The organism is Paraburkholderia tropica (genome assembly GCF_900109265.1).
Taxonomy (GTDB): Bacteria; Pseudomonadota; Gammaproteobacteria; order Burkholderiales; family Burkholderiaceae; genus Paraburkholderia; species Paraburkholderia tropica.
Window position 1 is genome coordinate 91,412 of sequence record NZ_FNZM01000016.1, and the last position, 25,753, is coordinate 117,164.

Sequence of the window (25,753 nt, forward strand, 5' to 3'; positions counted from 1 at the left end):
CGAGTTGCGTATCTACCCCACACGTTTATCGCAGACACTCCAGGAGAGCGAACGATGACAATCGAAATTGACGGCGTCAAAATCCCGGATAGCGCACTTGCCAGGAAGGTAACCGAACTGGCGCGGGAAACCACCACCCCCTTGCTCTTCAATCACTCGAGCCGCGTTTTCTACTTTGGCGCCCTCGCGGGTTCGAGGCGGAATCTCAAGTTCGACCCGGAGCTGCTTTATTGCGGTTGCATGTTTCACGATTTCGGTCTTATGAAACAGTACAGCAGCGCGGACGAGAGGTTCGAAGTCGACGGAGCCAACGCCGCGCGTGATTTCCTCAAACAAGAGGACATATCGCAGAGCGATATTGAGACCGTCTGGACATCCATCGCGTTGCACACGACGCCAGGGATTCCGCAGCACATGCATCCCGTCGTCGCGCTAGTGACCGCGGGCGTGGAAATGGATGTTCTCGGTCGGAAATATGATCAGTACAGCGATACTGACCGTGACGCAGTCGTAAACGCACATCCGCGCGGAGACGGTTTCAAGGAAGCGATTATTTCCGCCTTCTACGAAGGAATCAAACACAAGCCTGAGACAACGTTCGGCAACGTCAAGTCAGATGTTATCGCAGATAAAGAGACCCATTTTCACGCTGGCAACTTCTGTTGCGTGATCCGTCAATCGATGTGGCCTTCGTGACTTCCATCTTTTGCTGCTGTTCTCGGATCGTGCTTGGCCTGTTCGATCTTTCTTCGCCGATCCGAGTCTTGGTTTCAAATGCGTTTCGCGTCTGTCCTGCGATTGCTAAAAGATCGCGGTCATCTACCTGGATCGTGGCGAGACGCGCGTCCGCGAGCTTCCTGATTTTTCCGGCGCCTGGTCCCAAGGCGGCATATCGCCGAATGCTGTCGCGAGGTAATCGACGAAGCGACGCACTTTAAGCGGTATGCTCCGCGCACTCGGATAGACAGCTTGAATGATCAACTCTGTGGTGCGATAGGTAGGCAAAACCTGAATAAGCCGACCGGCACGCAGATGCTCGCCGAAGACGAAGGTCGGACCGTACGCAATGCCAGCGCCGGCTAACGCGGCGGAAAGGAGCATTTGCGTATTGTTCGCCGCTAGCCTGCAAGGCCCGTCGATGACGTGCGCGCGGTCTTTCGAATCAAACACCGTCCAGTCGCCCGCAGATACGGCTTCACTGAAGCAAAGGCGCTGCGCCTTGCGTAGATCTTGCGGCGTGCGTGGGGCGCCATATCGATCCAGGTAGGCAGGTGAGGCGCACATCAGCATCCGGCATGGAGCAATCCTGCGTGTCACCACACCGGGATCGTCCAGTCGGCCGATACGGATCGCAACGTCGATGCCCGCATCGAGCAGGTCGACATAGCGGTCGCCGAGTAGCACCTCGATGTTCACCTGGGGATGATCCTCGAGGTATTGCGCCGTCACGCTGCCTAAATGCATTGCGCCGAACGTAACGGGTGCTGCAACACGCAGAACACCGCGCGCGGTGCGCTGAGTGTCGCTCGCCTCCCGATTGGCTTCGTCAAACGCTTCGAGAATCTGCTTGCTGCGTTCGTAGTAGGCCTGCCCCGTTTCGGTCAGACTCAGGCGCCGTGTGGTTCGTTGCAGCAGCCGCGCATTCAGTTGCGCCTCAATCGCAGTCACATGCTTGCCGGCCATCGCTGGCGACAGCCCGAAACGCCGGGCGGCTGCGGCAAAGCTGCCTTCTTCTACCGCGGCGACGAATACGCCGAGACTGGTTAGTCTGTCCATGGTGGCTCCATTCGATACCACCATTATCGACTGTCACCACAAAGTCGGCAATTATCACTTTCAGGGACGGGATTTACGATTGCCGTATTCAACAGAGACGGTGACAACATGGAAATCGAAACGAATGGCACGCGAATTCACGTGGTGCAGAAAGGCGAAGGGCAATTGACGCTGGTTTTTCTGCATTACTACGGAGGCTCGTCTCGCACGTGGGATCGCGTGGCAAATGCGTTGTCGGCCCGATATCGGATTGTTGCAACTGATCATCGAGGGTGGGGTGCTTCCGCCGCGCCTGCTGATGGATACGGGATTGCTGATCTCGCTGCGGATGCCGAGGGTGTTATTGGTGCCCTGGGTTTGCAGCGCTACATCCTCGTCGGTCATTCAATGGGGGGGAAGGTCGCACAGCTTGTTGCATCCCGTCGACCCGCCGGGCTGGAAGGTCTTATCCTGGTTGCGCCTTCTCCGCCATCGCCAATGCTGCTTTCCGCGGAGCAACGAGCGACGTTGACCGGCGCGTATCAATCGCGCGAGTCGGTCGAATTCGTTATCGATCACGTACTCACTGCGAAGAAACTCGACGCATCCTGTCGCGAGCAGATTATCGAAGACAGCCTCAAAGCTGCACCGCAGGCAAAAGCGGCGTGGCCGAACATCGCAATGCGCGAGGACTTTTCCGCCGAAGTCGATTCGATTGACGTGCCGACCCTTGTTCTCACGGGCGAATTGGACCAGGTGGATCGCTTCGCGACGTTACAGGCCGAACTGCTGCCTCATATTCCGCATGCGACGATTCACTTCCTCGCCGGCGCCGGGCACCTGTTACCGCTGGAAGCGCCGACTGAGGTCGCAACGATCATCGGAAAGTTCGCGCATGCAATTGAGGACCGTTCCGTCGTATGCAGCACGCCCGAACAGGTCGCGGTTTCATTTGATGCGGCCTTCAATGCCGGTGATCTCGACGCGTTGCTTGGCGTATTCAGCAATCAAGCCACGATGAGGCTGACGAACGGTGATGTGACGCAGGAGCATTTCGCTGACCTGCGAAACGCTTTCTCGCAGTTGCTGACGTCAAAGCCACACATAACCCATACGGTTCGTCGCGTGCTGCGCACTGGAGACACTGCGCTCGTGCTGCTCGACTGGACATTGGAAGCGATATCGGCGAACGGTGACACGCAAATTCAATCCGGGACTGCAACACAGGTCATGCAAAAGGGCCGGGACGGAGGTTGGCGACTCGTGATCTCGAACCCACTCGGGCTGAACTAACAGCGTGGTGCTCGCCCGCGTCTCGAGTATCGAACAGCGATCTCGCGAGAGGCGGTTTCGATAGCTCGCGAGTATCAGGCGGCAAAGCGCTTGCAACGATTGCGAACCCTGCGTCGGTCCTGTCTCGCACCCTGAAAACGAAGGGGCGTACGGACATCCGCGACGTCGTGTCGATCAGTGAACGACTCGCGACAGCGGAGTGTCGCGCAATGCCGGTGCACTGGAAAAGTGATTTGCTTGATGGCAACGCAACGAGCCGGATTGCGACGCGCGTCGGAGGTCAAAGTCGGTTCGCGATGCGGGTAACGTCGCCATAAAAAACCGCTGCCATACCATGACTTCTTCGGATAGCCGCCGCAACCGCGGCGCTATCCGATGTCTGAAGGGTTCGCTATGCCGCTGAGTCTTGCTCGGCCGGCTTTCGTACCACCTGAAAATTCCCTGACGCCTGCGATGTCGGCATCATCTCGATCGCATTGATATTGACGTTGGGCGGCAATGAAAGCAACCAGGAGATCGTGCTGGCGATATCGTCCGCGGTAAGCGGCGAGGTGTCGTCATAGAGCGCTTTTGCGCGGTCGCGGTCGCCTTGAAAGCGGGTGATCGAGAATTCGGTGCCGCCGCACAGCCCCGGCTCGATTGTCGTGACGCGCACGTTCTTGCCCGCCAGATCGGCTCTCAGGTTCAGGCTGAACTGATGGACGAATGCCTTCGTCGCGCCGTACACGTTGCTGCCCGGATACGGGTAGGTGCCGGCAATCGACCCGAGGTTGAAGATCCAGCCGCGATCGCGTCCGACCATGCCGGGGAGGGCCGCGTGGGTGCAATACATGAGACCCTTCACGTTCGTATCGACCATGGCTTCCCAGTTTTCCAGCGACGCGCAATACGCCGGTTCAATGCCGAGCGCCAGGCCGGCATTGTTGACGAGTACGTCGATGCCACCATATTGACGCTCGATATCGGCGAAGAACTGCTTGACTGCTGTGGCGTCGCGCACGTCGAGTGTGCTGGCGACGAGCCGTTCGCCGCAGCGCCGGGCGAGGGCCTCAAGCCGGTCTGCGCGCCGCGCGGTTGCGAAGACACGATGACCTTCGTTGCACAGGCGGGCACTGATCGCCTCGCCAAAACCGGCGCTCGCGCCCGTTACGACAATATTCATAGTGGAGACAATTCTCGATGACGATGAGGGAAACTGGACGCCCGCCGTCAGCTGACGAGCGCAAGGCATCCCGAGAGCAGCAACAAGCCGCTGACGATTCGATCGAACGCGACGCGCGACATGCGCGCTCCGCTGCGCTCGCCCAGCAGCACGCCGAGGGCGAACGCCGGCGCGAGGCCGACGCCGGTGATTGCGTGAGACACGGTGATGCGATGGCTGATCGCGAACAGCAGCGCCGTGCCGCAGAACAGCGCTGCAAAATAGCCGAGCAGGTTGGCGCGCAGCGCCGGTCCCTGATCGATGCCCGCGAAGTAGTAGACCGCGGGCGGGCCACCGAGCCCGGCGAGCGCGGTGAGCATGCCGCTCACGACGCCGGCTGCGACGAGCGGCATGCCGCTGCCGTGGTGCCGCCAGCGCCAGCCGCGCATATGGAGCACGGTGATCGCGAGTACGGCGATCGCGGTCGCGTGCCTCAACCTGCGCGCATCGGCGCCCGCCATCCAGTGCGACGCGAGCGCCGCGCTGACGAGCGCGACGGCCGCGAGCGGGAGTATCGAGCGCCAGCGTGCGACGCGGCCCCATTGCCGGATGCCCTGCAACGACGTCACGCAGTGGACGAACACGATCATGGCGGCCGTGTCCGCCGGGCCGAGCAGCAGGCCGAACAGCGGCGCCATCACGAGCGCGCCGCCGAACCCCGTCAAGCCTTTTGCGACACCGGCGAGCAGGCTGATCGACGCGAGCCAGGCGAGCGTGGCCGGTGTGCCGGCCAGCGTCACGCGCCGAACGACAGCAGGGTGTTGCGCAGGACGTCGACAGTCTGGTCGATGTGTTCGCGATCGAAAACGAACTGGGGCGCGACGATCGCGCAGTCGCCGGTTGTCTTCAGGTGCAGGCCCGCGTCGTAGAGCTTGCGTTGCAGCAGATGGCCGCGTCGTCCGGGCTTGCCGTCCGACTGCACGTCGATTCCCGCGAGCATCCCGTAGCCGCGTATATCGGTGACGATGGGCAGTTCGGCCAGCGTTGCGATCTGTTCGAGGAAATAGCCGGAAAGCGATTGCGCGCGTTCGAACAGGCGCTCGTCGCGATAAATGTCGAGCGCGGCGAGTGCGGCGGCGCTCGCGACCGGATGCGCGGACCAGGTATAGCCGTGGAAGAACTCGATCGCGCCGTCCGGGGCGCTGTTCACAATCGCGTCGTGGACGTGATCCGCCACAGCGACGGCCGCCATCGGCACGGCGCCGTTGGTGATCGCCTTGGCCATGGTGATGAGATCGGGCGTCACGCCGAAACTTTGCGACGCGAACGCTTCGCCGGTGCGCCCGAAGCCGCAGATCACCTCGTCGAATACCAGCAGAATGCCGTGCGCCGTGCAGATTTCGCGCAGCCGTTCGAGATAGCCTTTGGGCGGAACCAGCACGCCGGTCGATCCCGCAATCGGTTCGACGACACAGGCTGCGATGTTTTCCGCGCCGTGGAGAAGGATGAGGCGCAGCAGGTCGTCCGCGAGTTCGCGGCCGTGTTCGGGCTGGCCCGTGACGTAACGGTTTTCCTCGAGCCAGGTATCGCGCATGTGCACGACGCCGTGCACGATATTGCTGAAGGCCCGGCGGTTGTTGACCATGCCGGACAGTGCGACACCGCCGAAATTCACGCCGTGATAGGCGCGCTCGCGCGACACAAACATCGTGCGGCCGGCCGCACCGACTGCGCGTTGATAAGCGAGGCAGATTTTCATCGCGGTATCGACCGCCTCGGAACCCGAACTGACGAAGAACAGCTTCCCGATGCCCTGCGGCAGCAGTTGCGCAATGCGAGTCGAGAGTTCGAACGACTTTGGATGGGCGCGCAGGAAGCTCGGCGAAAAGTCGAGCGACAGCAATTGCGCATGCACGGCTTCGGCGATTTCGGCGCGGCAATGTCCGGCGGGCGTCGTGAACAGGCCCGACCCGGCGTCGAGAACCGGCCGCCCGTCCAGGTCGTAGAAGTATTGATCCTTCGCGCTCCCGAACATCTGCGGGGCGGATTTGAATTCGCGGTTCGGCGTGAACGGCAGCCATTGGTGCTGCAAGGAGGCCGATCCGGTGGTGAGCGGGGAAAGTGGGGCGTGCGGGGCGTTCATGATGACGGCTCCTGATGAGATGGTGCCATGATCAATTCTTTTTTGTCGTCCGCATAATGCCAGCGAAGGGTTTCGATGGTGCCAGCCGGGAGGGCGGATGCAGTGTGACGAACATGAACTGATGTGGCGGCAACTGCTGTCGAGCCCGGCGCAGGGCGGCACGCTGCTTCAGGCGCGGCTGCGCACCGCGCTCGTCGGTGCGATCCTCGACGGGCGCCTTCCGCCTGGCTTGAAGCTGCCGTCGGGGCGCGATCTGGCCGTTCTTGCCGGCGTGTCGCGCAACACGGTCGTGCTCGTCTACGAGCGCCTCGTGTCGGATGGCTATCTCGAAGCGCGTGCGCGCGATGGGTTCTATGTGTGTAGCGCGATCGATCGCGCGGACGTCGCGCACGTCGGTGGTGCCCAGGCCAGCGGCCGACCGGACTGGCAGGCGCGTACCGCCCGCCTGCAGGAATCGTTCCGCTGGCTCGACCGTCCGTCGGGTTGGGAGAAGTTCCGCTATCCGTTCGTCTATGGCCAGTTCGACCCGAGCCTTTTCCCGCTCGCGCACTGGCGCGAATGCAGCCGGCGCGCGCTTGAAGTCGCCGCGGTCGAACACTGGGCGCAGGACAGCACGGGCGGCGACGCGGCGGCACTCGTCGACCAGTTGATCCGCCGCGTACTGCCCCGGCGCGGCATTGCCGCGACGCCGGACCAGATCCTGCTCACGCTCGGCACGCAGCATGGGCTGTATCTGCTGGCCGATCTGTTCGCGCGAGAGGGCACGAGGATCGGCGTCGAGGACCCCGGCTACATGGACGCGCGCAATATCTTCGCGCATCGGCGGGCGCAGATCGTGCCGCTGCCCGTGGACGCGCAGGGCGTGGCATGCACGCCGGCGCTCGCCGAATGCGATTATGTCTACTGCACGCCGAGTCATCAATGCCCGACCGGCGTGACGATGAGCACCGAGCGGCGGCTCGCGCTGCTCGATCACGCGACGCGTCACGACCAGATCATCATCGAGGACGACTACGATCCCGAGACGCAGTACCTCGGCCAGCCGCTGCCGGCGCTGAAGGCCATCGACAAGAGCGATCGCGTGATCTATCTGAGCAGCCTGTCGAAGCTGCTGTCGCCGGGATTGCGGATCGGTTACATCGTTGCTCCCGCATCCGTCATTGAGCGTCTGCGCGTGATTCGCCGGCTCATGGTGCGTCAGGTGCCGGGCAACAACCAGATCGCCGCGGCGCTCTTTATCGAGCACGGCCATTACGACCGACTGCTGACGCAGACGCGCCAGACGCTCGGCGCGCGCGCCGGCGCGGTCGGCGACGCGTTGCGCCGCCATCTTCCCGATGCGTGCTTCGAGCCGCCGCGCGGCGGCTCCGCACTGTGGCTGCGCCTGCCGGGACACCCCGACCTGGCCGCGCTGCGCGCCGCCGCCATCGCGGAAAAGCTGATCTACGATCCCGGCGAGCCGTTCTTTCATGGCGCGATGACGCAGCCGCATCTGCGACTCGGATTTTCGTCGATCCCGCTTGAGCGCATCGAGCCCGGTGTTCAGACGCTGGCGCGGCTTGTCCGCCAGTGCATGCGTCGCGCCGGTGCGCGCGCCACGATGCAGACGTGAGCGTCGACCCGGCATCGTGCCACGCGCACAACGAACGCACGGCCGCTGCACCAGAACGGTACTTGCACGAGACGGCGCGCGCGCTACCTTGCCGATGATGCGGCGCTCACGCCGCGCGCCGCACGAGCGATAACACGGCTGGCCCTGTTGAAAGTCGTCGCTGGCACCATCCATTGGCCTGGATTCTGCGTCGCTGGATGGGGCGCGATATGCACGTGAAGCATGTCGCCGATCGACATCCCATCAATCAAAGGACGACTGCATGAAGACGCTTGCCCGACGTTTTGGTTCGACCCGCACGCAGGTTTCCCGCATCGCGCGTACGCTCCTCGTGCTCTGCGCGGCAGGGGCGGCCTGCACGGCAACCCGCGCGTTCGCCGCCGACAAGGAAGTCACGATCGCCTATCAGGACATGATGGTGCCGTGGCGCTACGCGCAACAACTCGACGAAGCCGGCAAGGCAACCGGATACAAGGTCAGCTATCGCAAGTTCGGCGGCGGCGGCGATGTGATTCGCGCCATGGCGTCGGGCAACGTGCAGCTCGGCGAGGCGGGATCGAGCCCGGTTGCCGCCGGCCTGAGTCAGGGATTGCCGATCCAGCTCTTCTGGATTCTCGACAATATCAACAACGCGGAAGCGCTCGTCGCGCGCAAAGGCAGCGGCGTGACCACGATCGCGCAACTCAAGGGCAAACGTCTGGGCGTGCCGTTCGTCTCGACGAGCCATTTCCATGCGCTGCTTGCGCTCAAGCGGGCCGGGCTCCAGCCGGGCGACGTGAAGGTGCTGAACATGAGGCCGGCGGAAATCGCGGCCGCCTGGGAGCGCGGCGACATCGACGCGGCCTACGTCTGGAACCCGGTGCTCGGCAAGATCGAACAGAACGGAGCGGTCGTCACGACATCGGGGAAGATCGCGGCGGAAACGGGCCTCGCGACCTTCGACGGCTTCGTGGTGAACCGCGACTGGGCGAAAGCCAATCAGCCCTTCATGGCCGCGTTCGTGCAGATTCTCGCGAAGGGCGATGCGGACTATCGCGCGCATCCCGACCAGTGGACCGGCGCGACGCCGAAGGGCCAGGCGGTGGCGGCGGTGTCGGGCGGCGCGCCTGACGAAGTGCAGGCGGCGCTCGCGCTCTACGCGTTCCCCACGCCGCAGGAGCAGGCATCGGACAAGTGGCTCGGCGGCAGCAGTGCGTCCGGCGCGGCGAAATCGCTGGCGGCGACGGCGGCCTTCCTCAAGGAGCAGAAGACCTTGCAGAGCACGCTGCCGGACTATTCCGTGGGCGTCACCGACGAATACGTGAAAGCGGCCGCTGGCATCAAGTGACGCGCACGTAGCGCAAGGAGAGCGATATGCTCGAAATCAGGGATCTTTCGATCGAATATCCGGTTCCCAAAGGGCAGCCGAATCTCGCGCTCGACAACGTGTCGATGTCGATCGAGGCGGGGGAATTCGTGGTCGCGCTCGGCGCGTCCGGATGCGGCAAGACCACGCTGCTCAACGCGATCGCCGGTTTCATCGCGCCGACGCGCGGCGATATTCTGCTCGACGGGGCGTCGGTCGACGGACCGGGCTCGGAACGCGGCGTCGTCTTCCAGAAACATGCGCTGATGCCGTGGATGAACGTCGTCGAAAATGTCGAGTTCGGTCTTCGCCTGCGCCGCATGCCGCTGCACGAGCGACGCCGTATCGGCATGGAATGCTTGCGCCGCGTCGGGCTGTCCGAGGTCGCGCACCGGCCGGTTTACGAGCTGTCGGGCGGCATGCAGCAACGCGTGGGCGTCGCGCGGGCCATTGCGTCGTCGCCGCGGGTGATGTTGCTGGACGAGCCGCTCGGCGCACTCGACGCGTTCACCCGCGAATCGATCCAGACGTTGCTGCTCGACCTCTGGCACGACGCGAACGGCGTGTTCTTCTTCATCACGCACGATGTCGAGGAAGCGCTCTTTCTCGCCACGCGCCTCATCATCATGGCGCCGAAGCCGGGGCGCATCGTGCGCGAGATGAAGCTGCCGTTCGCACGGCAATACCTCGAAACGGGCGACGCCCGCGCAGTGAAGTCGAGCGCGGCGTTCATCGAGATGCGCGAACAGGTGCTCTCGCTCGTTCATGCCGCCACCTCAGGAGGGCTCAACTGATGACGGGTACGACGCCGATCAAACTGGCCGAGCACGCGAACCCGGCCGTCCCGCCTGCCGTGCCACGACAGGCGCGCCGCCGTCGTGCGAGCCGCTATGGTGCGCCGGGGCAAGGCAATACGGGGATGATCAGCGCGGCGACGACCGTCGCGTTGATCGTCCTGTGGTGGGCCGCGACGCATTTTGGCTGGATCAAACCCCTGTTCCTGCCGTCGCCGGGTGCGACATTCGACGCCTTCATCGGGGCGATCAAGGGCGATACGCAAGGCGGCACGCCGCTCGTCGAGCACGTCTCGATCAGTGTCGTGCGCGTGATCAGCGCGTTCGCGCTCGCGGTCGTCACGGCGGTTCCCGTGGGCATCGCGATGGGCACGTCGCGGATCGCTCGCGGGATCTTCGATCCGGTGATCGAGTTCTATCGTCCGTTGCCGCCGCTGGCCTATCTGCCGTTGATCGTGATCTGGCTCGGCATCGACGAAACCGCCAAGATCACACTGATCTACCTCGCCTGTTTCGCGCCGCTCGCGATGGCATCGAAAGCGGGCGTGCGCTCGGTCGCGATCGAGCAGATCAATGCGGCGCGCTCCCTCGGCGCGACGCGGTGGCAGGTGATCCGGCTCGTCGTGCTGCCCGCCGCCATGCCGGAGATTCTGACCGGCATGCGTATCGCCATCGGCTTTGGCTGGACGACGCTGGTCGCGGCGGAGATGGTGGCGGCCACCGCGGGCCTGGGCCAGATGGTGCTCAATGCGTCGAACTTTCTGCGCACCGACGTCGTCATCATGGGGATCGTGCTGATCGGCGTACTGGCCTATTGCTTCGATCTGCTGATGCGTCAGGTCGAACGGGCGCTGACGCCGTGGAAGGGCCGCATGTGAGGGGCGCCTGACGGCGCGAGCGGGCATCATGTCCCGCTTGCGCTGGCCGCGTTGACGGCCGCCAGCGGCAGGCTGCGGTCGAGCCACGGTTTCAGGAACTGTTGCAGGCGCGGCGTGCGCGTATTGCCGAACAATTGCGCCGGCGGTCCGGCCTCGATAATTCGCCCCGCTTCCATGAATACCACCTTGTCGGAGATCTTGGCCGCGAAGCTCATTTCGTGCGTCACCATCACCATCGTGATGCCGTCCTGCGCGAGTGAACGGATCACGCTCAGCACTTCCTCGACGAGTTCCGGGTCGAGCGCGGAAGTCGGTTCGTCGAGCAGCATCACTTCGGGCTCGATGGCCAGCGCCCGCGCGATGCCCACGCGTTGCTGCTGGCCGCCGCTCAAGCTGGCGGGGTGCGCGTCCGCCTTGTGCGCGAGGCCGACCCGGTCGAGCGCGGCGAGCGCCTGGCGCCGCGCCTGCTGCTTGTCGATCTTCTTGGCGAGGACGAGCGGCGCGGCGACGTTGGCGAGCACGGACAGATGCGGCCACAGATTGAATTGCTGGAACACCATGGCGAGCGGGCGGCGCACTTCGGCGATGCTCGACTCGCTGTCACGATCGCGCGGCGTGCGGCCGGTCGACTGGTAGCCGAGCAGTTGTCCCTTGATCCACACTTCGCCCTCGTCGTAAGCCTCGAGGAAATTCATGCAGCGCAGCGCCGTGGTCTTGCCCGAACCGGACGGCCCGATCAGCGTGACGATTTCGCCGCGCATCACGTCGAGATCGATGCCCTTGAGCACGCGGTTGGCGCCATAGGACTTGCCGACGGCGCGTAGCTGGACGATGGGCAAGGCAGTCATGAGGTCTTCCTGGAAAGGGCAAACAGCCGGGCCGCGCGTTGCGCGAGCGCGGCGACGGACTGGGTCAGCAGCCAGTAGCACAGAATCAGGAGCGCATACGGGCCGATGTAGGTGTAGGTCGATGCAACGATGTCGCTGGTGGTCATGGTCAATTCGGGCACGGTGATGATCGACGCCACCGCGCTTTCCTTGATGACGAGAATCACCTGATTGGTGAGCAGCGGAAGGGCGAAGGCCATGGCCTGCGGCAACTCGATCGTGCGGAACGCGGCCCAGCGCCCGATGCCGAACGCGCGTACGGCTTCTAGCTGGCCGCGCGCGATGCTCGCCCAGCCCGCGCGGAAAATCTCCGCAAAATAGGCGGCCGAATAGAGCGCCAGCGAGGCGACCGTCGCCTGCACGGCGGTCATCGTGACGCCGAGCGCGGGCAGGCCGAAATAGAGGATGAGCAGTTGCGACAGATACGGCGTGCCGCGCACGAGCCAGACATAGAGGCGATACGGCCAGGCCAGCGTGCGCGCAAAGCGCAGCCGCAGCGCATTGAGCAGAAAGCCGCCGGCCATGCCGAATAGCGCACCCGTCAAGCTGACTTCGAGCGTGACGAGCATCGCGGCTGCAAAGCGCGGGATGAGCGGGATAAATGTGTTCATGTGTCGAGCGCCATGACCTGTTACGCAGGCCGTTGCCGATGCCGTTCATGGCAACGGGCGGCGACAGCGAGCAGCGAGGTCATCGCCAGATAGAAACACGCTGCGAACGTATAGACTTCGAGCGGCCGGTAACTGGACGACGAAAGCTGTTGCGCCGCACGCATCAGATCGGTGACGGCGATCACCGACACGACCGCCGACGCCTTGACGATGTCGATCATCTCCGAGACGAGCGCGGGCAGCGTCATGGCGACCACCTGAGGCACTTCGATATGCCACAGGGTCTGCCGGCGCGAGAGATTGAAGGTGCTGGCGGCCTCGATTTGTCCGCGAGGAATCGCCCGGAATCCGGTGCCGAGGATCTGCGATTGATACGCGGCCGTGTTCAGCGCCAGACCGGCTGCCGCCGCGGCGGTCCCCGGAATATCGAGGCCGAGCGCGGAGGGCAGGTAGTAGAGCAGCAGCAGTTGCGTGAGCACCGGCGTGCCGCGGATTGCGCTCACGTACACGCGGGCCGCGCGGCGCAGCAACGCGCTCCGGTCAATGGACATCATATGGAGGGCGACGCCTCCGACGAATCCGCCGAGCGTCGCCACCACGGACAAGCCAAGCGTGGTGAGCGCGCCATCCATCAATTGCGGCAGGTAGGTCGAGAGGCGGCCGAACAGGGCGGGGACGGACATGTTTTCGCGGTGAAGGCGCTTACATCGACGGAACGGGCAGCGCGTCGGCCGGAACGTCCATGGTCGTGCCGAACCATTTCAATTGCAGCTTCTTCATGGTGCCGTCGCGGTTCGCCTCGGCGATGCCGTCGCTGATCACACGCAGTAGCGCGCCGCTGTCGCTGTCCTTGCGCATGACCCACGCAAAGTAGCTCTTGGGCCCGATGGTCTGCGGCATCACGGCAAACACGCCCGGACGCGATTTCATCAACGGTCCGATGTTTGCCAGCGATTGCGCAACCACATCGATCCGTCCGGCAGCCAGATCGCCATAGGCTTCGTCGTAGGACACGTATTGCTTGATCTGCTTGAGCCCTTCGCCGCCCGAGGATTTCAGCGTTTTATCGAGGGCGGTCAGCGCCTGGGTTTGTACCGACCCGATCTGCGCGCCGGCGATTTTCCCGTTGAGATCGCCGGTCGATTTAACCGAACCGGCTTCGTTCGCACGGAGCAGCACGCCAATCGTGGCGTCGGCAACCGGCAGCGTGAATGCGAAGTGGTCGGCGCGATCCTTGTTGACCGTCACCGCCGCGAGAATCATGTCGAACCGGCGGGCGTCGAGTCCCGGCAGCAGGCCCTGGAAGGGCAGATCGCTCACCTTGAGTTTCACGCCCGGCAGCGCCTTGCCGAGAACGTGGTTCATGAGGTCGATGTCGTAGCCGACGATCTTGCCGGCGTCGACATATTCGAAAGGCGCATAGCGGGCTTCAGTCGCGACCGTCAGCTGTTTTGCGTCCTTGATTCGAGCGAGGAGATCGCCTTGCTGGGCCCACGAGCAGGCTGGGGCCAGCAGCGCGACGGAGGCGACGATGGGAATGATCGACCGCGAAAGGAAGGTGTACATAGAGGTTCCGTCGAATGCGTGGTGGTGATGGGAAAGGCGGAGCGAAGCGCAGCCGGCCCCCGACGAATCGGGCGCCGGTATCAAGCCGACACGAGGGCGCGTGTCGCGTCGCGCTTGCGTTTGGCGATGCTCTGCGCGAGGACGCAAAGGATTTCGTACAGCAGGGTTGCGCCGACGAACGCGGTATTGCCGGTTTGATCGAACGGCGGCGAGACCTCGACGAGATCGCCGCCGACGAGATTCAGGCCGCACAATCCGCGAACGAGCTGTTGTGCTTCGTAAGTCGTCAGGCCGCCGATCTCCGGCGTGCCGGTCCCGGGCGCATAGACGGGATCGAGTGCGTCCACATCGAACGACACATACGTGGGCAGGTCGCCGACCACCCGGCGCGCTTCGGCCAGCACGCCCGGCACGCCCAGCGCGTGGAACTCGTCGATATCGATCACGCGGATACCTTGGCGCTCGCCCCAATCGTTCTCGCTGTCGTTGTATTGCGCCCCGCGAATGCCGATCTGTACGATGCGTTTGGGATCGAGCAGGTTCTCCTCGATCGCTCGCCGGAAAGGGGTGCCGTGCGTATAGAGACTGTCGCCGAAATAGCGGTCCCAGGTGTCCGTATGCGCGTCGAAATGCACCATGCCGATCGGACCGTTTTTCGCGAGCGCGCGCAGGACAGGCAACGAGACGAGGTGGTCGCCGCCGACCGACAAGGGCGCAATGCCGGCGTCATGAAGCGTCGTGTAGAAGTCCGTGATCAGCGCGAGTGTCGCCATCAGGTCGACCGGATTGACCGGCGTATCGCCGAGATCGGCACAGTTGCACAGTGCAAACGGATTGATGCCCGACGCGCGGTTCACGTTGCGCGTCATGGTCGAGGCGTCGCGCACGTGTCGGGGACCGTGCCGCGCACCGGCACGGTTCGTGGTCCCGCCGTCCCAGGGAATGCCGACCAGCCCGATATCGACCTCGGCATGAAGCGGGTCTTGCGGCGTGACGTAGGGTAGACGCATGAACGTGGCAATGCCTGCAAAACGCGGAAGCACGGTCGCGGTGACCGGGCTGAAACGATTTTTTTCCATCTGTTCTCCTGCTTACAATCGATGAGGTGGTTCGCACCGGTGAAGCGGATCTTTTCATGACAAATTGAAACGATGAACAGCAATGTCCAAAACCTTACTTTCGAAAATCAGGAGGTATGACGCGTGCGCCGCTGGGGCTAAGACGGGTGACGCGCGGTGCGTGCGGGCGCGCTGCGGGGGCGGATTTTCGTTTCGGGTGTTTGACTGCGCATGTGCTGCGCCATGCTGAAAATCTCGGATTTTGATCTTCGCCAACTGCGCGTGTTCAAGGCCGTCGCCGATTGCGGAGGGTTCTCCGCAGCGGAAGCGTCGTTAAACATGACGCTCTCGGCGATCAGCCTTCAGATGGCCGAATTAGAGGGCCGGGTTGGCCTGAGGTTGTGCGAGCGTGGCCGAGGCGGATTCCGGCTGACTGACGCTGGCCGCAGACTCTATGATTCCGTCGAGAAGCTCATCGCTTCGGTGGAGGATTTCCATGTGGATATCGGCGCCATTCACGGCCGGATTAGCGGCCGGCTGTCGATCGGCACAGTCGATAACACGATCAGCAATCCTGGTGGCCGGCTGGCTGCGGCACTTCGCGCAGTCAGAGAGCGTGACAGCGACCTCAGTATTACGCTGGAGATCGGGTCGGCAAGTCAGATCGAGGATGCCGTGCAAAGCGGGCGGCTGGATGTCGGGATCGGACCGTTTAGAGGCGCTGTGGCGAGCTTGTCGTATGAGCACCTCTACACGGAATCGCTCCAGTTGTATTGCGGCCGGGGCCATGCGTTCTTCGATGGCCCACCGTCCACGTTCGATCCCTCCGCAGTGACGGGAATCGACTATGTCACGCGCGGCTACTTTCGCGAACTGAAGGAGCTGCCCGAGCTGGAGAACTTTCGGCTAGCCGCTGTCGCCAACAACATGGAGGGCGTCGCGATGCTGGTGCTCTCCGGCAAGCTGGTTGGCTTTCTGCCGCGGCACTACGCGGCTTACTGGATCGAGCGTGATTTGATGCGGGTGTTGTTCGAGCAGTCACTGGAACACCGCGTTGAATTCAATGTGATCAGCCGACGCGACCAGAAAGTGACTGAGCGCCTGCGGCTGTTTCTGCGTGCTTTGCGTGAACCTGGCGCGCGGAACTGACACTCGTACTGTTGGCAAAGGGTAGCGCCCTTGCGGGACGAGGGCGAGATTCGTGCGCTCACGGCAACCCTGACGCCCACGCTATTCACCGCGTCGCCCATCAAGCCGTGGCAGGATAGTACGGATGTAGCGGGCGTGGATCCGGAGAATGGACTCACGCTCGCCGCGCATATCGACCGTTGGCTCGGCCGGCATCGCTCATGCTCCCGGCAGAATCGAGCCGATTTTGTAATCAACGGTAATAGTCAGTGGGAGACGAAGCCCCTCGCGAGAACTCAGTTCCTTGACGCTCGGGGCACGCTTCACGTAGGGTGAAAGACGAATTTCACTTCGCGCATCGGTCGAAGTTACCGTTCAAAGTTTCAGCTTCGAAACGCCGATAACCCGGTAAACGCCCGGAACTCGCCGATGGCCCCTTCGCAATCAATCAGCATGCGCGCCGATCAAGCATCTTTGTAAGGTGAAATCTTGTCTGACCGTTTCAAAGAACAGCACCCAGCCATGGACACCCATGCCCCATGCGTCGCCCTGATCGGACTCGACGACAGCAGGCATCTCGTCGTCACCGCGTGCAATGACCGGTTCTTCGAGCTGTTGGGCGGAACGGCAGTCGATACGCAAATTTTTCCGATCCGTTTTGACGCACTGGTTGCGGATTCCACACAGCGCGAGTTGCGCGAGAAATTGCTCGCATGTTTCTCAGCCGGCTCGCCTGCTCGGCCCGAGCACACCCACGACGTTCGCAACGGCGGCTCGTGGTGGCGCCTTTCACTCAAACCGATCAAACGTCAAAACGGCGACGCATGCGCAGATGAGGTGCTCGTGACCGGGTTCGACATGGTCGCGCAAAGCCAGCCGGCTCAAGCGCCGGAAGCCGATGCATCGCGTTATCGCGCGCTGGTCGACCTCGCCTATGACGCGATCGTGACCATGGACGAGCAGCACAACATCACATTGTTCAATCGTGCAGCGGAGAATCTCTTTGGTTATTCGTCGGCCGAGATACTCGGCCAGCCCATCGTGACCCTGTTGCCCGAGCGATTCCGCGCCGGCCATCCGCACAAGGTGAAGCAGTTCGCGGACGCCTATCAGCCGACGCTTCGGCAGGCAACTCCGCCGCGTATGGACGAAACCAACAGTGTGTACGGACAGCATCGCGACGGCTCGATCGTGCCGGTTGAAATTGCGGTCTCCAAGATCAGCTTTAATGGCGGCGTCGAATTCATGGCGGTCGTTCGCGACATTACCGATCGCGCGAGACTAATGGAACTGCTCAAGAAGCAGGCCGTCACCGATGCGCTCACAGGTTTGCCGAATCGCCGGGCGTTTCTGGAGTTCGTACAAAAATTGTTCGGGACCGCCGATCTGTTTTCGGTGTTCATCCTCGACATTGACTTCTTCAAGAAGATCAATGACCAGTATGGCCACGACGTTGGCGATGAAGTGTTGCGCGCGCTCGCGAAGATCGGCGAATCGATCACGACACGGCCGTGCCTGTTTGCTCGCTGGGGCGGTGAGGAGTTCGTCGCTGCGCTGCCGGGCGCCGATGTCGGTCTTGCGCAGAGCATCGCGAACACACTGCGGCAGCGCATCGAACGGCGGGACTTCGAGCACGTGTGGCGCGTAAAGCCGGTTGCATTCACCGTGAGTATCGGTGTGGTCACGCGTGAAGCCGACGAGATCGATGTCGACACGTTGATGAGGCGCGCAGACCAGGCGCTTTATCGGGCCAAGAAGTCTGGCCGCAATCGTGTCGAGACTGGATAGGTTTTCCGTTTGACGAGACAGCAGCGCGTGTCGACCCGATATCGTGCGCTGCCGCGTGATGTGCAACGGATCGATCAGAAACGGTGCCGCAATCCCAGCGCGGTGACGAGCTGGTTTGCGCCGGATGCGCGCGAGAAGTTTGAAATCTGCGCACCCTGAATACCCGTTCCTGCCAATTGATTGGCGCGCTGATAAATGGCTTCCGCGTAAACGTCCGTGCGGGGCGTCAGGAAGTAGGTGTTGACGATGCCGACCTGATGCCACTTCGGATAACGCACGCCCGTCGCCGTAGCGAAACGGCCAAGCGTAAACGTATAGCCTGCCGAAATGTCCCACCGCGGATTCACCGCGTAGCGCACGTTGATTTCGACGTTGTCGAAGCGCACGTCTTCGCCGGGTAGTTTGATGGCGGTATCGGCCACGTTGTTGATCGACGTAGCCTTGTCGAGGCGCGTCTCACTGAATATGAGTCCGACGGCGGTCTGATTGACGTGATAAAGGCCGCCTGCGGCCCAGGTGCGCTGCCGCTGCGCATTGAACGGCGCGCCGGCCGGTTCGGCGCCATTCGTGTTGGCCGTCGCGAGATTCGATGCGTTATTGAACTGGAGGTAGCCAGCCCCGAGGTCCAGGTTGTTGGACTGATAGCCCGCGCCGAAACTGTATGCGCGGTTATCCGCAAAGCCGCCTGCCTCATTCGAAAAACCATATAGCGCGCCGAGCTTCACGCCGCCCAGCAGCACAGGGCTTGTGTATTTCACGGAGTTATTCGTGCGCGTGTAGTTGTCGAGGTTGTCGTTGTCGAAAACGTGGGCGAAAGCTGTGCCGCCGTATCGTGTTCCTCCTAGCGCAAACGGTTCGACAAACTGAACGACCTCGTCGAACTGACGACCGAAGGTGAGCGTGCCTGTCGACTGCGAAGCAAGTCCCATCCACGACTGAAAACCAAACAGTCGGCCCTGCTGCGCGGCCGAGCCGTTCATGACGCTGAACCCGTTAGTCAGCGTAAAGATCGCGCTGAGATCGTTGCTGATCTGTTCATTGCCGGAGAGCGCCCAGCGGCTGATGTTGATGTCCCCGTTCTTTGCCTGCCACGCGCTTTGATGACCATTGGCATTGCCTGCGTCGCTGACGTAGGCAATGCCCGCGTCCACCGATCCCGACAGATGCACCGAGCTTTGCGCATGCAACACCGGGCTGACAAAAGCAAGCAGAACGCTGGTCGCCCGGATGTCCATCCTGATCTTTCTTCTATTCATAGAATCATATTTGTATTTGCGAGTTGTCTCTGTGTATTCCGATATAACTTTCGGGAATTTATTAATATGATTATCCATTTTATGGATCTGCCTTCCTCTTTTAAAAGGCTATTGCGGGCTGGCGTTTGAACTGGCTGCGGGTGTGGCTGCCGTCGTGGACTGGTATGAGAATTGAACCCGTCTCGGCTCGCGGCGCGACGGGTGATCGATATAATCGATGCAGGAACCGAAGCCGATAAAGTCGGCTTTCAGGAACAGACTGTTATGAATTGCTCAACATTGAGTTGAGTGCCGAACGCAGGACAGCGCCCGAGTCATTGGATGAATCGGCATGTCCAAATGCGTTTTTATTGGTTGATTTTTCTGTTCGGCGAGGTGCGTGCGCGCGAATGAATCGACCCGAGGCGGAACTTCGCGAGATAAGGCGGGATCTCGATGACGTTTCCATCACGCAATCTGAATCCAGCTCTATGCGAGCGCGTCAATCTCCGTGAAGCATCCCGGCAGATCGTAAATGGGTTCGACCAGACCGGCGGCACCGGTAATCTCGCTCCGTTACGCGCCGAGCGTCGTCAGTCGGCGTAGTTTGGGAATCGGGATGCGATAGTCGAGCGCAACGGCGGTCCACGGGCCATTCGAGTGTCGCCAGCGAAACACGCCCTGTTCTGCCGTCCCTTCCGCGATCTCCGGCTCGCCCGCGACCGGCGTCGGCCCGATGGCCTTGAGGGAGACACCGAACGCCTCCGTCCAGAAGTACTGCTGGAAGGCCAGTTCCGGCGCATCCGGTCTGAGCAGCGCGGCGGCGGCCACCTTTGCCTGATCGATGGCGCTTGTCCACAGCGGCACACGCGCGACGCGCCCCGCGTGCGGAAACGCGGCGACATCGCCCGCGGCCGCGATATTCGGACGAACGAGGCCGCGCGTGTCCACTACGAGCGCGCCGCCGGTGAGCAGTCCGCTCGTGGTCAGCCATTCGACATTCGGAACGTCGCCGATGGCCGAAACAATCACCTCCGCCTCGATGACTGTGCCGTCGCCGAGGGTGACGACGGACGACCCGTCACGCGTCACGACTTCCGCGCAGCCCGTCGTCATGATGGCGAGGCCCTGCGCGAGCGCCGCATGATGGAGCCGCGCGGCGAGCCACGCGCCGAGTTGGGAAGCGAGCGGCATGCCTTGCGAAACGAGTGTGGTCGCGCATCCCGCCGCCACCGCGCCGGATGCGATCTCCATGCCGAGCGGACCACCGCCCACGACCACGACCGAAGGTCTCGACGCGAGCCGCGCACGCAGCGCCAGCGCGTCGGCGAGCGTGCGAACGGTGTATCCCTCGCCGGGATCGCTAGGATTGCCGCGAACGAGGCGTCTGGCGCGCGTGCCGGTGGCGATCACCAGCGCGTCATACGGCACCGCGTCGCCATCCGCGAGCCGCACGCATTGCCTGGCCACATCGACACCGACGGCAGCCATGCCGCGCCGCTCGGTCGCGCCGTGGGTCGCCTCCGGCAGCAGGTGCGAGGTGAGGTCATCGCCGTCGCGCAACAAGGCCTTGGACAAGGCAGGGCGGCTGTAAGGCGCGACCGGTTCGTCCCCGATGATCGTGATGGAGCCGTCGAATCCTTCGGCGCGCAGCGTGTCGCACGCGGTCAAGCCCGCGATGCCGTTGCCCACCACCACGATGCGTCGCGGGGTATCCGAAAGCGTGTTCATCAGGGCGCCTCGTCCTCGATGAGCCTGAGCGCGGCCACCGGGCAGACACGCGCCGCGGCTTGCGCCGCCGCGAGGTTCGCCGCGCTGATCTCGTTCACGTCGATGGCGGCATAGCCCTCATCGTCGATATGAAGCAGTTGCGCGGCCACTTCTTCGCACAGGCCATGACCTTCGCAACGCGGGCGATCCAGTATCAGCTTGATCATGCGACCTCCAGCCCGATGACAGGAACGGTGTCGAAGGACACGGTGACATTGCTCGGCGCGCGGGCCACCTCGCCGATGCGGAACGACTTGATCTGCGTAGCCAGCGCCTCGATGATCGCCGCGCCCTCCATGCGCGCAAGACCCTGACCGGCGCAACCGTGCGGGCCATAGCCGAAGGAGAGATGGTCGATCGGGTTGCGCGTCACGTCGAAGATGTCGGGGTTCGCGTAATGACGCGGATCGCGGTTGCCGGCGCCCAGCATGACCGCAATGCGCGAGCCGCCCGGGATCGTCACACCGCCGACTTCCACGTCCTGCGTCGTCACGCGGCTCCAGACATGGACGGGCGAGTAGTAGCGCAGCACTTCGTTGAACGCCGACGGAACGAGCGAGAGATCGGCTCGCACCTTGGCGAACGCTTCGGGAAAACGCCCGAACAGCGCGACGGTGTTGCCGATCGCGGCAAGCGTCGTGTCGAGCCCGGCGCCGAGATACTGGTGGATGATGTGACGCGCGGCGCCGGCGGGAATCATCCCGTTGTTCTCCGCCTCGAAGACGCCCCAGCCGACCGAGCCAGGGGTGAGGGCGTCCTGGGTGATCTGCGAGCAGTAGCCGTAAAGCTCGCCCGCGATGGGGAAGTTCTCCACCGTGCGCTGGTTCATCGGCCCGATGACTTCCATCGCGGCCTGTCCCCAGCGCAGCATGTTCGCCCTGGCCTCGCCCTGAAAGCCGACGAGGTCGGCGACAACGCCGATCGGAAAGCGCCGGGCGATTTCGTCGATCGCGTCGAAGGACGGCTGCTTGACGAGGCGGGCCACCAGCGCCTGCGCATTCGCCTTGATCTGCTCGCCCAGTCCGCGCAGAGCCCGCGGCGTGAGGTTTTCGGAAAGCGCGGCGCGCAATTGGGTATGGGTCGGCGGGTCGGAGGCCAGCGACGTGCCCTGCAAGGCCTGGTTCACACCGTCGTTAAAGCCGACGCCCTGAGCGGACGAGAATCGCGCCGGGTCCGCAAGCGCGTCCTTGATGACATCGTAGCCAGTCAAGGCGTAGAGATTCGAGTGCGTGAGATAGACGACGTCGCCGAGTTCGCGCAATGCGCGGTATGTCGGGTAAGGATCGACGAGCACATCGGCGGCCCAAAGGTCGATACCGGATGAACGGGGTGTCACAGGCCAGCTCCTCATTGTGGATGGATGGCCTGTATTCTTAGTTTCGCTTTACATCATGTAAACCCAATGGATACCATGACAGGGTAATCCCGGATCAGGTCGCGCCCAGCATCTTCCACCACAGTTCGGCCAGGACATCGAGCGCCGGTTCGGACGTCAGATCCAGCTCGCCGCGCATCCATGAGAGCGCGGTCTGCTCCAACGCGACATAGGCCAGTTCACCGCGAAAATGTCGCGTGCCCGGCTCGTAGCGGTTGGCGGCATCAAGGCCTTCCCGGATGTCTGCCACCACTTCCTCGATCCAGCCGCGCATCAGTGCGCGCATTTCGGCATCGACCGCCGCGGCCTCGGTGACGGCCAGAAGATAAGGCTTGATCAACGGCCAGCGCGCGGCCTGCGCGCGCAGCCAGTCGTCCAGCTTTTCGTGCGAGCCTTCGCGCACGGCCGCGACCAGCGAACTGGCGGTGGAACTGCGGCCTGGTTCGTCGCGCCGCTCAAGGATGGTGTCGAGCTCGTGAATCACCGCGCGCATCAATTCGCGGCGCGACTCGAAGTGAGAGTAGAACGTGACACGCGTGGTGTTCGCGGCGGCGGCAATGTCGTCGACGGTGGTCGCCACGTAGCCGCGCGAAACAAACAATTCGAGCGCGCTTGAAAGGATGCGCTGTCGAGTCGCTTCCTTCTGAATTTGCCGCTGGTTTTTGGGTTGTGTGGTCATGGCGGCCACGATAACACTATCATCGGCGCCATCGGGCTTCTTCCGGAATTGTGCGCGTCAGCAGCGCGGCGTCCCGAGGGCGGTTAGCGCTGCGGCCTGCTACGGCGGCGACCATAGGGTCGTTCTCGGCTGCAACCCTGGCGAATGGCGCCCCCGCCGGGCAGTTGCAGGGGCGCCCTGCGATTCGCGCGATGTCGGCGAGATTGACCCTGACCCCTGCGTGCTGCTGAGCACGGCTTCGAGCGCTCGCGCCTCCATCGACGAACGCTGGACTCGCGCGTGCTGCGTGTGTTGCGCGATTCCGGAGCCTCCGACGATCGTATCGCCCCGACGGCAACAGCACGCCGGTCATCCCTTGCGTAATGCTCAGGGAACCTGAATATTGTGGGCGGAAGATAAAGGCGAAGAACCCGATTGAAGCGAATCAGTTTGTCGCGCGGGACTGGTCATGTGCTGCGCTCAGCCAGAGCAGCGTCACCCTCATGGATCGTCGTCGGGCACGAGCTTGTAGGCAATCGCATAACGGATAACATCGATATCGTTGCGAAGTTCCATCTTCCTGATGATGTTTGCGCGATGAGTGCTGACGGTTTTCTGACTGATATCCATGGTGGTCGCTATTTCGACTCCGGATTGCCCGCACGCAATGCGTTGAAAAATGCGCATTTCAGTCGCTGTTAGCCTCTCGTGGGGAAGTCCACGCGATGTTGCGGCATCGACTTGCGTTTCAATACGACCTGAAAGGTTGATATATACCCCACCGCCAGCAATTTTCCGCAGCGCCGCGATCAGTTCATGTGCCGGACTGTTCTTCGTCACGAAACCTGAAGCCCCCGCTGCGAGGCATTCGCGGGCAACACCAGGGTCTGAGTATTTCGTCACCACCAGGACTTTCGGAGATTGGACTGAGCGTCGAATTTCGCGGATCAGATGTTCGCCGCGCAAGCCGCTCATTGCTAGACCAAGAGTCAGTATGTCTGGAGAGGCGTGTGTGACCAGACGAAGCGTCCCGTCGCCGTCCGATGCCTCGCCGACAATGTCGAAACCGCCTGCCAATTCCAGCGCGCTTCGGATTCCTACGCGGATGATCGCGTGTTCGTCAGCTATGCCAACCCTGATCATGACGCGCTCCATGGTTCCGCGACTATGCGGGTAGATTCAGACTGTATCGCCAGAAGATGGGCGAGGCAACCAGGTCCGATACAGAGGGGATTCTGTATACTTTTTGGCCGGCGTGCATTTCGTGAAACAGTTGTTGCGCTATGCAATTGAAAGGCACAGACTCGGGCAAACCCTTCCAGTCGAAGGTGAATAGTATGGGGGGGATATGGGACTCGGAATGGATGTGGCCTGCGTCGGCTTTGAGAAAACGCGGGAAATCGAATCTGCGGCAGCGCAGGCCCTTTTAAAACTGCTCCACTTCGCTAATGAAGTCACGCATTGCAGTCTCACGATAACGCGCTCGGAGTCAATCTATCTCACGACGCTCGAGGTCTTCGCGAGCAAAAGGCAGCGGGTTTTTACCCAGAAGTACAGTGGCGATACTCTGCTGCCTTTGATCGAGCAGGTTTTCACTGAAACCGAAGCTCGGCTGTCCGCTTTTATTTTTCGCCAGGCAACAACCTGTTCATCGGCAGCGGACCTCGCCCGGGGCACCTGAATACGCCAAACAAGGCAAGCAGCACCACCACAAACAGGATTGACCGTGTCGCCACGGCGCATCTCTCAGCGGACAGGCCTCTCGTTTTTTATTCTGATTTTCCGCCGCGGCGCCACGCGTGACGCATGTCAAACTGCCGAGGCAATAGCGAGGATCGATTAAAGGCACTAAATGAAAAACGGCTCGTTCCTTTTGCAGGAAACGAGCCATTGGCAAACTGTTGACGCGATGACCGGATGGCGATTACCCGGTTATCCGTTGTAGCACCTTATCCTTCAGCACGAAACGGTGGAACAGTGCTGCGCCGACATGCACGCCGATCAGCACCAGCAGCGCCCAGGCGAGCGTGCCATGGATGTCTCCCATCGCATGTCCGGCGGTTGATCCCGTGGGCACGAGCGCTGGCAACGGTAGTGCGCCGAAGACCGTGTCTTTCCACCCTCGTGACGATGCGTTGGCCCAGCCAAGCAGCGGAACCGCAATCAGCGCGGCATAAAGCAGGAAGTGCGTGGAGCGAGAAACGGTGTCCAGCAGCGGTGGCAGTGTGCCCGGAGGTGGCCTGTGCGTGACGCGCCAGACGACCCGTACAGCCATGGCCGCAATGAGTGCCGTACCAATTGCAAGGTGCCACGCAATGAGTCCGACCGGTTGCGTATCGCGGTGCACGTCGGGCATCGTCCAGGCCACGACGAATTGAGCAGCAACCAGGACGACAATCGACCAGTGAAGAAGTCGGGCAACGAGTCCGTAGGTCTCGTCGCCGTTTTGCTTGATGGCAGACATCGTCACTCCTTGAAGAGTTTGGAACGTGTGTAGCGTGTATCTTGCACGAGAAGCCTTATCCAATGCTTAAGAGACCGCCCGCTGCGCGAACCTCGCAGGGTCTCGTCGTAAGGACGCCTGTTTGCAAACGAGTCTGGATTCAGATCGGAGTCGTCGGCGTCCCGCCTGGTTTGACGCCAGTCAAGAGGTGCTAAGAACCGGTTAATACACTGTGTCAGGCACACCTTACAGTCGTCCGGAAATTCGTACCGC

At 62.4% G+C, this 25,753-nt stretch carries 25 protein-coding genes; 9 read left to right on the plus strand and 16 right to left on the minus strand.

What is annotated here, in order from left to right; all coding sequences use genetic code 11:
• Window positions 1–54: 54 nt before the first annotated feature.
• On the plus strand, window positions 55–696 hold the full coding sequence (locus BMY06_RS25915; protein ID WP_074986129.1) for an HD domain-containing protein: 642 nt from the start codon (window positions 55–57) through the stop codon (window positions 694–696).
• A 123-nt stretch (window positions 697–819) separates the two neighbouring features.
• Here BMY06_RS25915 and BMY06_RS25920 read toward each other — a convergent pair whose 3' ends face one another.
• Entirely contained in the window at window positions 820–1,776 is a 957-nt protein-coding gene (locus tag BMY06_RS25920) for a LysR family transcriptional regulator (RefSeq protein ID WP_074986130.1), read from the minus strand.
• 108 nt (window positions 1,777–1,884) lie between these two features.
• Between BMY06_RS25920 and BMY06_RS25925 the strand changes: the two genes are divergently transcribed.
• Window positions 1,885–3,048 (plus strand): alpha/beta fold hydrolase, encoded by a 1,164-nt coding sequence (locus BMY06_RS25925; protein ID WP_074986132.1) that lies wholly within the window; start codon window positions 1,885–1,887, stop codon window positions 3,046–3,048.
• 391 nt (window positions 3,049–3,439) lie between these two features.
• Here BMY06_RS25925 and BMY06_RS25930 read toward each other — a convergent pair whose 3' ends face one another.
• The 3 genes from BMY06_RS25930 to aptA are packed head-to-tail and all read right to left on the minus strand — an operon-like array spanning window position 3,440 to window position 6,332.
• A complete protein-coding gene (locus BMY06_RS25930; RefSeq protein WP_074986133.1) occupies window positions 3,440–4,210 on the minus strand; it encodes an SDR family NAD(P)-dependent oxidoreductase in 771 nt (256 codons plus the stop codon).
• A gap of 47 nt (window positions 4,211–4,257) precedes the next feature.
• Entirely contained in the window at window positions 4,258–4,989 is a 732-nt protein-coding gene (locus BMY06_RS25935) for a sulfite exporter TauE/SafE family protein (protein ID WP_065060507.1), read from the minus strand.
• Window positions 4,986–6,332, minus strand: coding sequence for an omega-aminotransferase AptA (gene aptA / locus BMY06_RS25940; protein WP_074986135.1), 1,347 nt, complete (start codon window positions 6,330–6,332; stop codon window positions 4,986–4,988). The genes BMY06_RS25935 and aptA overlap by 4 nt, the downstream gene beginning before the upstream one ends.
• Before the next feature lie 97 nt (window positions 6,333–6,429).
• Here aptA and pdxR point away from each other — a divergent pair, with 97 nt between their 5' ends.
• From pdxR to BMY06_RS25960, 4 genes are all read left to right on the plus strand, one after another.
• Window positions 6,430–7,944 carry a MocR-like pyridoxine biosynthesis transcription factor PdxR gene (pdxR, locus tag BMY06_RS25945; protein WP_074986137.1) on the plus strand — a complete coding sequence of 505 codons (1,515 nt, stop codon included), beginning with the start codon at window positions 6,430–6,432 and terminating at the stop codon, window positions 7,942–7,944.
• A 262-nt stretch (window positions 7,945–8,206) separates the two neighbouring features.
• Window positions 8,207–9,271: a taurine ABC transporter substrate-binding protein gene (tauA, locus tag BMY06_RS25950; RefSeq protein ID WP_074986139.1), complete on the plus strand. Its 1,065-nt coding sequence runs from the start codon at window positions 8,207–8,209 to the stop codon at window positions 9,269–9,271.
• 26 nt (window positions 9,272–9,297) lie between these two features.
• Entirely contained in the window at window positions 9,298–10,083 is a 786-nt protein-coding gene (locus BMY06_RS25955) for a taurine ABC transporter ATP-binding protein (protein WP_065060511.1), read from the plus strand.
• Window positions 10,083–10,961 (plus strand): ABC transporter permease subunit, encoded by an 879-nt coding sequence (locus tag BMY06_RS25960; protein WP_065060512.1) that lies wholly within the window; start codon window positions 10,083–10,085, stop codon window positions 10,959–10,961. Before BMY06_RS25955 ends, BMY06_RS25960 begins: the two co-directional genes overlap by 1 nt.
• Window positions 10,962–10,987: 26 nt before the next feature.
• Here BMY06_RS25960 and BMY06_RS25965 read toward each other — a convergent pair whose 3' ends face one another.
• The 5 genes from BMY06_RS25965 to speB form a co-directional block, all read right to left on the minus strand.
• The gene (locus BMY06_RS25965) at window positions 10,988–11,809 is read right to left on the minus strand and encodes an amino acid ABC transporter ATP-binding protein (RefSeq protein WP_074986140.1); all 822 of its coding nucleotides are present in this window, start codon (window positions 11,807–11,809) and stop codon (window positions 10,988–10,990) included.
• Window positions 11,806–12,459: an amino acid ABC transporter permease gene (locus BMY06_RS25970; protein WP_074986143.1), complete on the minus strand. Its 654-nt coding sequence runs from the start codon at window positions 12,457–12,459 to the stop codon at window positions 11,806–11,808. Before BMY06_RS25970 ends, BMY06_RS25965 begins: the two co-directional genes overlap by 4 nt.
• 20 nt (window positions 12,460–12,479) lie before the next feature.
• Window positions 12,480–13,142, minus strand: coding sequence for an amino acid ABC transporter permease (locus BMY06_RS25975; RefSeq protein WP_074986146.1), 663 nt, complete (start codon window positions 13,140–13,142; stop codon window positions 12,480–12,482).
• A 19-nt stretch (window positions 13,143–13,161) separates the two neighbouring features.
• Window positions 13,162–14,025, minus strand: coding sequence for a transporter substrate-binding domain-containing protein (locus BMY06_RS25980; RefSeq protein ID WP_065060516.1), 864 nt, complete (start codon window positions 14,023–14,025; stop codon window positions 13,162–13,164).
• Window positions 14,026–14,105: 80 nt separating this feature from the next.
• On the minus strand, window positions 14,106–15,104 hold the full coding sequence (gene speB, locus BMY06_RS25985) for an agmatinase (protein WP_065060517.1): 999 nt from the start codon (window positions 15,102–15,104) through the stop codon (window positions 14,106–14,108).
• Between the two features lie 222 nt (window positions 15,105–15,326).
• Between speB and BMY06_RS25990 the strand changes: the two genes are divergently transcribed.
• Both BMY06_RS25990 and BMY06_RS25995 read left to right on the plus strand, forming a co-directional pair.
• On the plus strand, window positions 15,327–16,232 hold the full coding sequence (locus BMY06_RS25990) for a LysR family transcriptional regulator (RefSeq protein WP_065060518.1): 906 nt from the start codon (window positions 15,327–15,329) through the stop codon (window positions 16,230–16,232).
• 501 nt (window positions 16,233–16,733) lie between these two features.
• Entirely contained in the window at window positions 16,734–17,999 is a 1,266-nt protein-coding gene (locus BMY06_RS25995) for a sensor domain-containing diguanylate cyclase (protein ID WP_074986148.1), read from the plus strand.
• A gap of 74 nt (window positions 18,000–18,073) precedes the next feature.
• Here the strand turns inward: BMY06_RS25995 and BMY06_RS26000 are convergent, their stop codons facing one another.
• The 6 genes from BMY06_RS26000 to BMY06_RS26025 all read right to left on the minus strand — a co-directional run bounded on the left by BMY06_RS26000 (window position 18,074) and on the right by BMY06_RS26025 (window position 24,180).
• Window positions 18,074–19,234 (minus strand): porin, encoded by a 1,161-nt coding sequence (locus BMY06_RS26000; RefSeq protein ID WP_231957571.1) that lies wholly within the window; start codon window positions 19,232–19,234, stop codon window positions 18,074–18,076.
• Window positions 19,235–19,810: 576 nt separating this feature from the next.
• Window positions 19,811–20,926 (minus strand): NAD(P)/FAD-dependent oxidoreductase, encoded by a 1,116-nt coding sequence (locus tag BMY06_RS26005; RefSeq protein ID WP_244144412.1) that lies wholly within the window; start codon window positions 20,924–20,926, stop codon window positions 19,811–19,813.
• A 38-nt stretch (window positions 20,927–20,964) separates the two neighbouring features.
• The gene (locus BMY06_RS26010; RefSeq protein ID WP_074986150.1) at window positions 20,965–21,171 is read right to left on the minus strand and encodes a ferredoxin; all 207 of its coding nucleotides are present in this window, start codon (window positions 21,169–21,171) and stop codon (window positions 20,965–20,967) included.
• Window positions 21,168–22,298: a cytochrome P450 gene (locus tag BMY06_RS26015; protein WP_244144413.1), complete on the minus strand. Its 1,131-nt coding sequence runs from the start codon at window positions 22,296–22,298 to the stop codon at window positions 21,168–21,170. Before BMY06_RS26015 ends, BMY06_RS26010 begins: the two co-directional genes overlap by 4 nt.
• 136 nt (window positions 22,299–22,434) lie before the next feature.
• Window positions 22,435–23,058, minus strand: a complete 624-nt coding sequence (locus tag BMY06_RS26020) for a TetR/AcrR family transcriptional regulator (protein WP_074986153.1) — start codon at window positions 23,056–23,058, stop codon at window positions 22,435–22,437.
• A 480-nt stretch (window positions 23,059–23,538) separates the two neighbouring features.
• Window positions 23,539–24,180, minus strand: coding sequence for a response regulator (locus BMY06_RS26025; protein WP_074986155.1), 642 nt, complete (start codon window positions 24,178–24,180; stop codon window positions 23,539–23,541).
• A 205-nt stretch (window positions 24,181–24,385) separates the two neighbouring features.
• On the opposite strand from BMY06_RS26025, the gene BMY06_RS26030 reads away from it, so the two are divergent.
• A complete protein-coding gene (locus BMY06_RS26030; RefSeq protein ID WP_110328675.1) occupies window positions 24,386–24,718 on the plus strand; it encodes a hypothetical protein in 333 nt (110 codons plus the stop codon).
• Window positions 24,719–24,961: 243 nt separating this feature from the next.
• Here the strand turns inward: BMY06_RS26030 and BMY06_RS26035 are convergent, their stop codons facing one another.
• Window positions 24,962–25,501 (minus strand): cytochrome b, encoded by a 540-nt coding sequence (locus BMY06_RS26035; protein WP_074986159.1) that lies wholly within the window; start codon window positions 25,499–25,501, stop codon window positions 24,962–24,964.
• Window positions 25,502–25,753 lie beyond the last annotated feature (252 nt).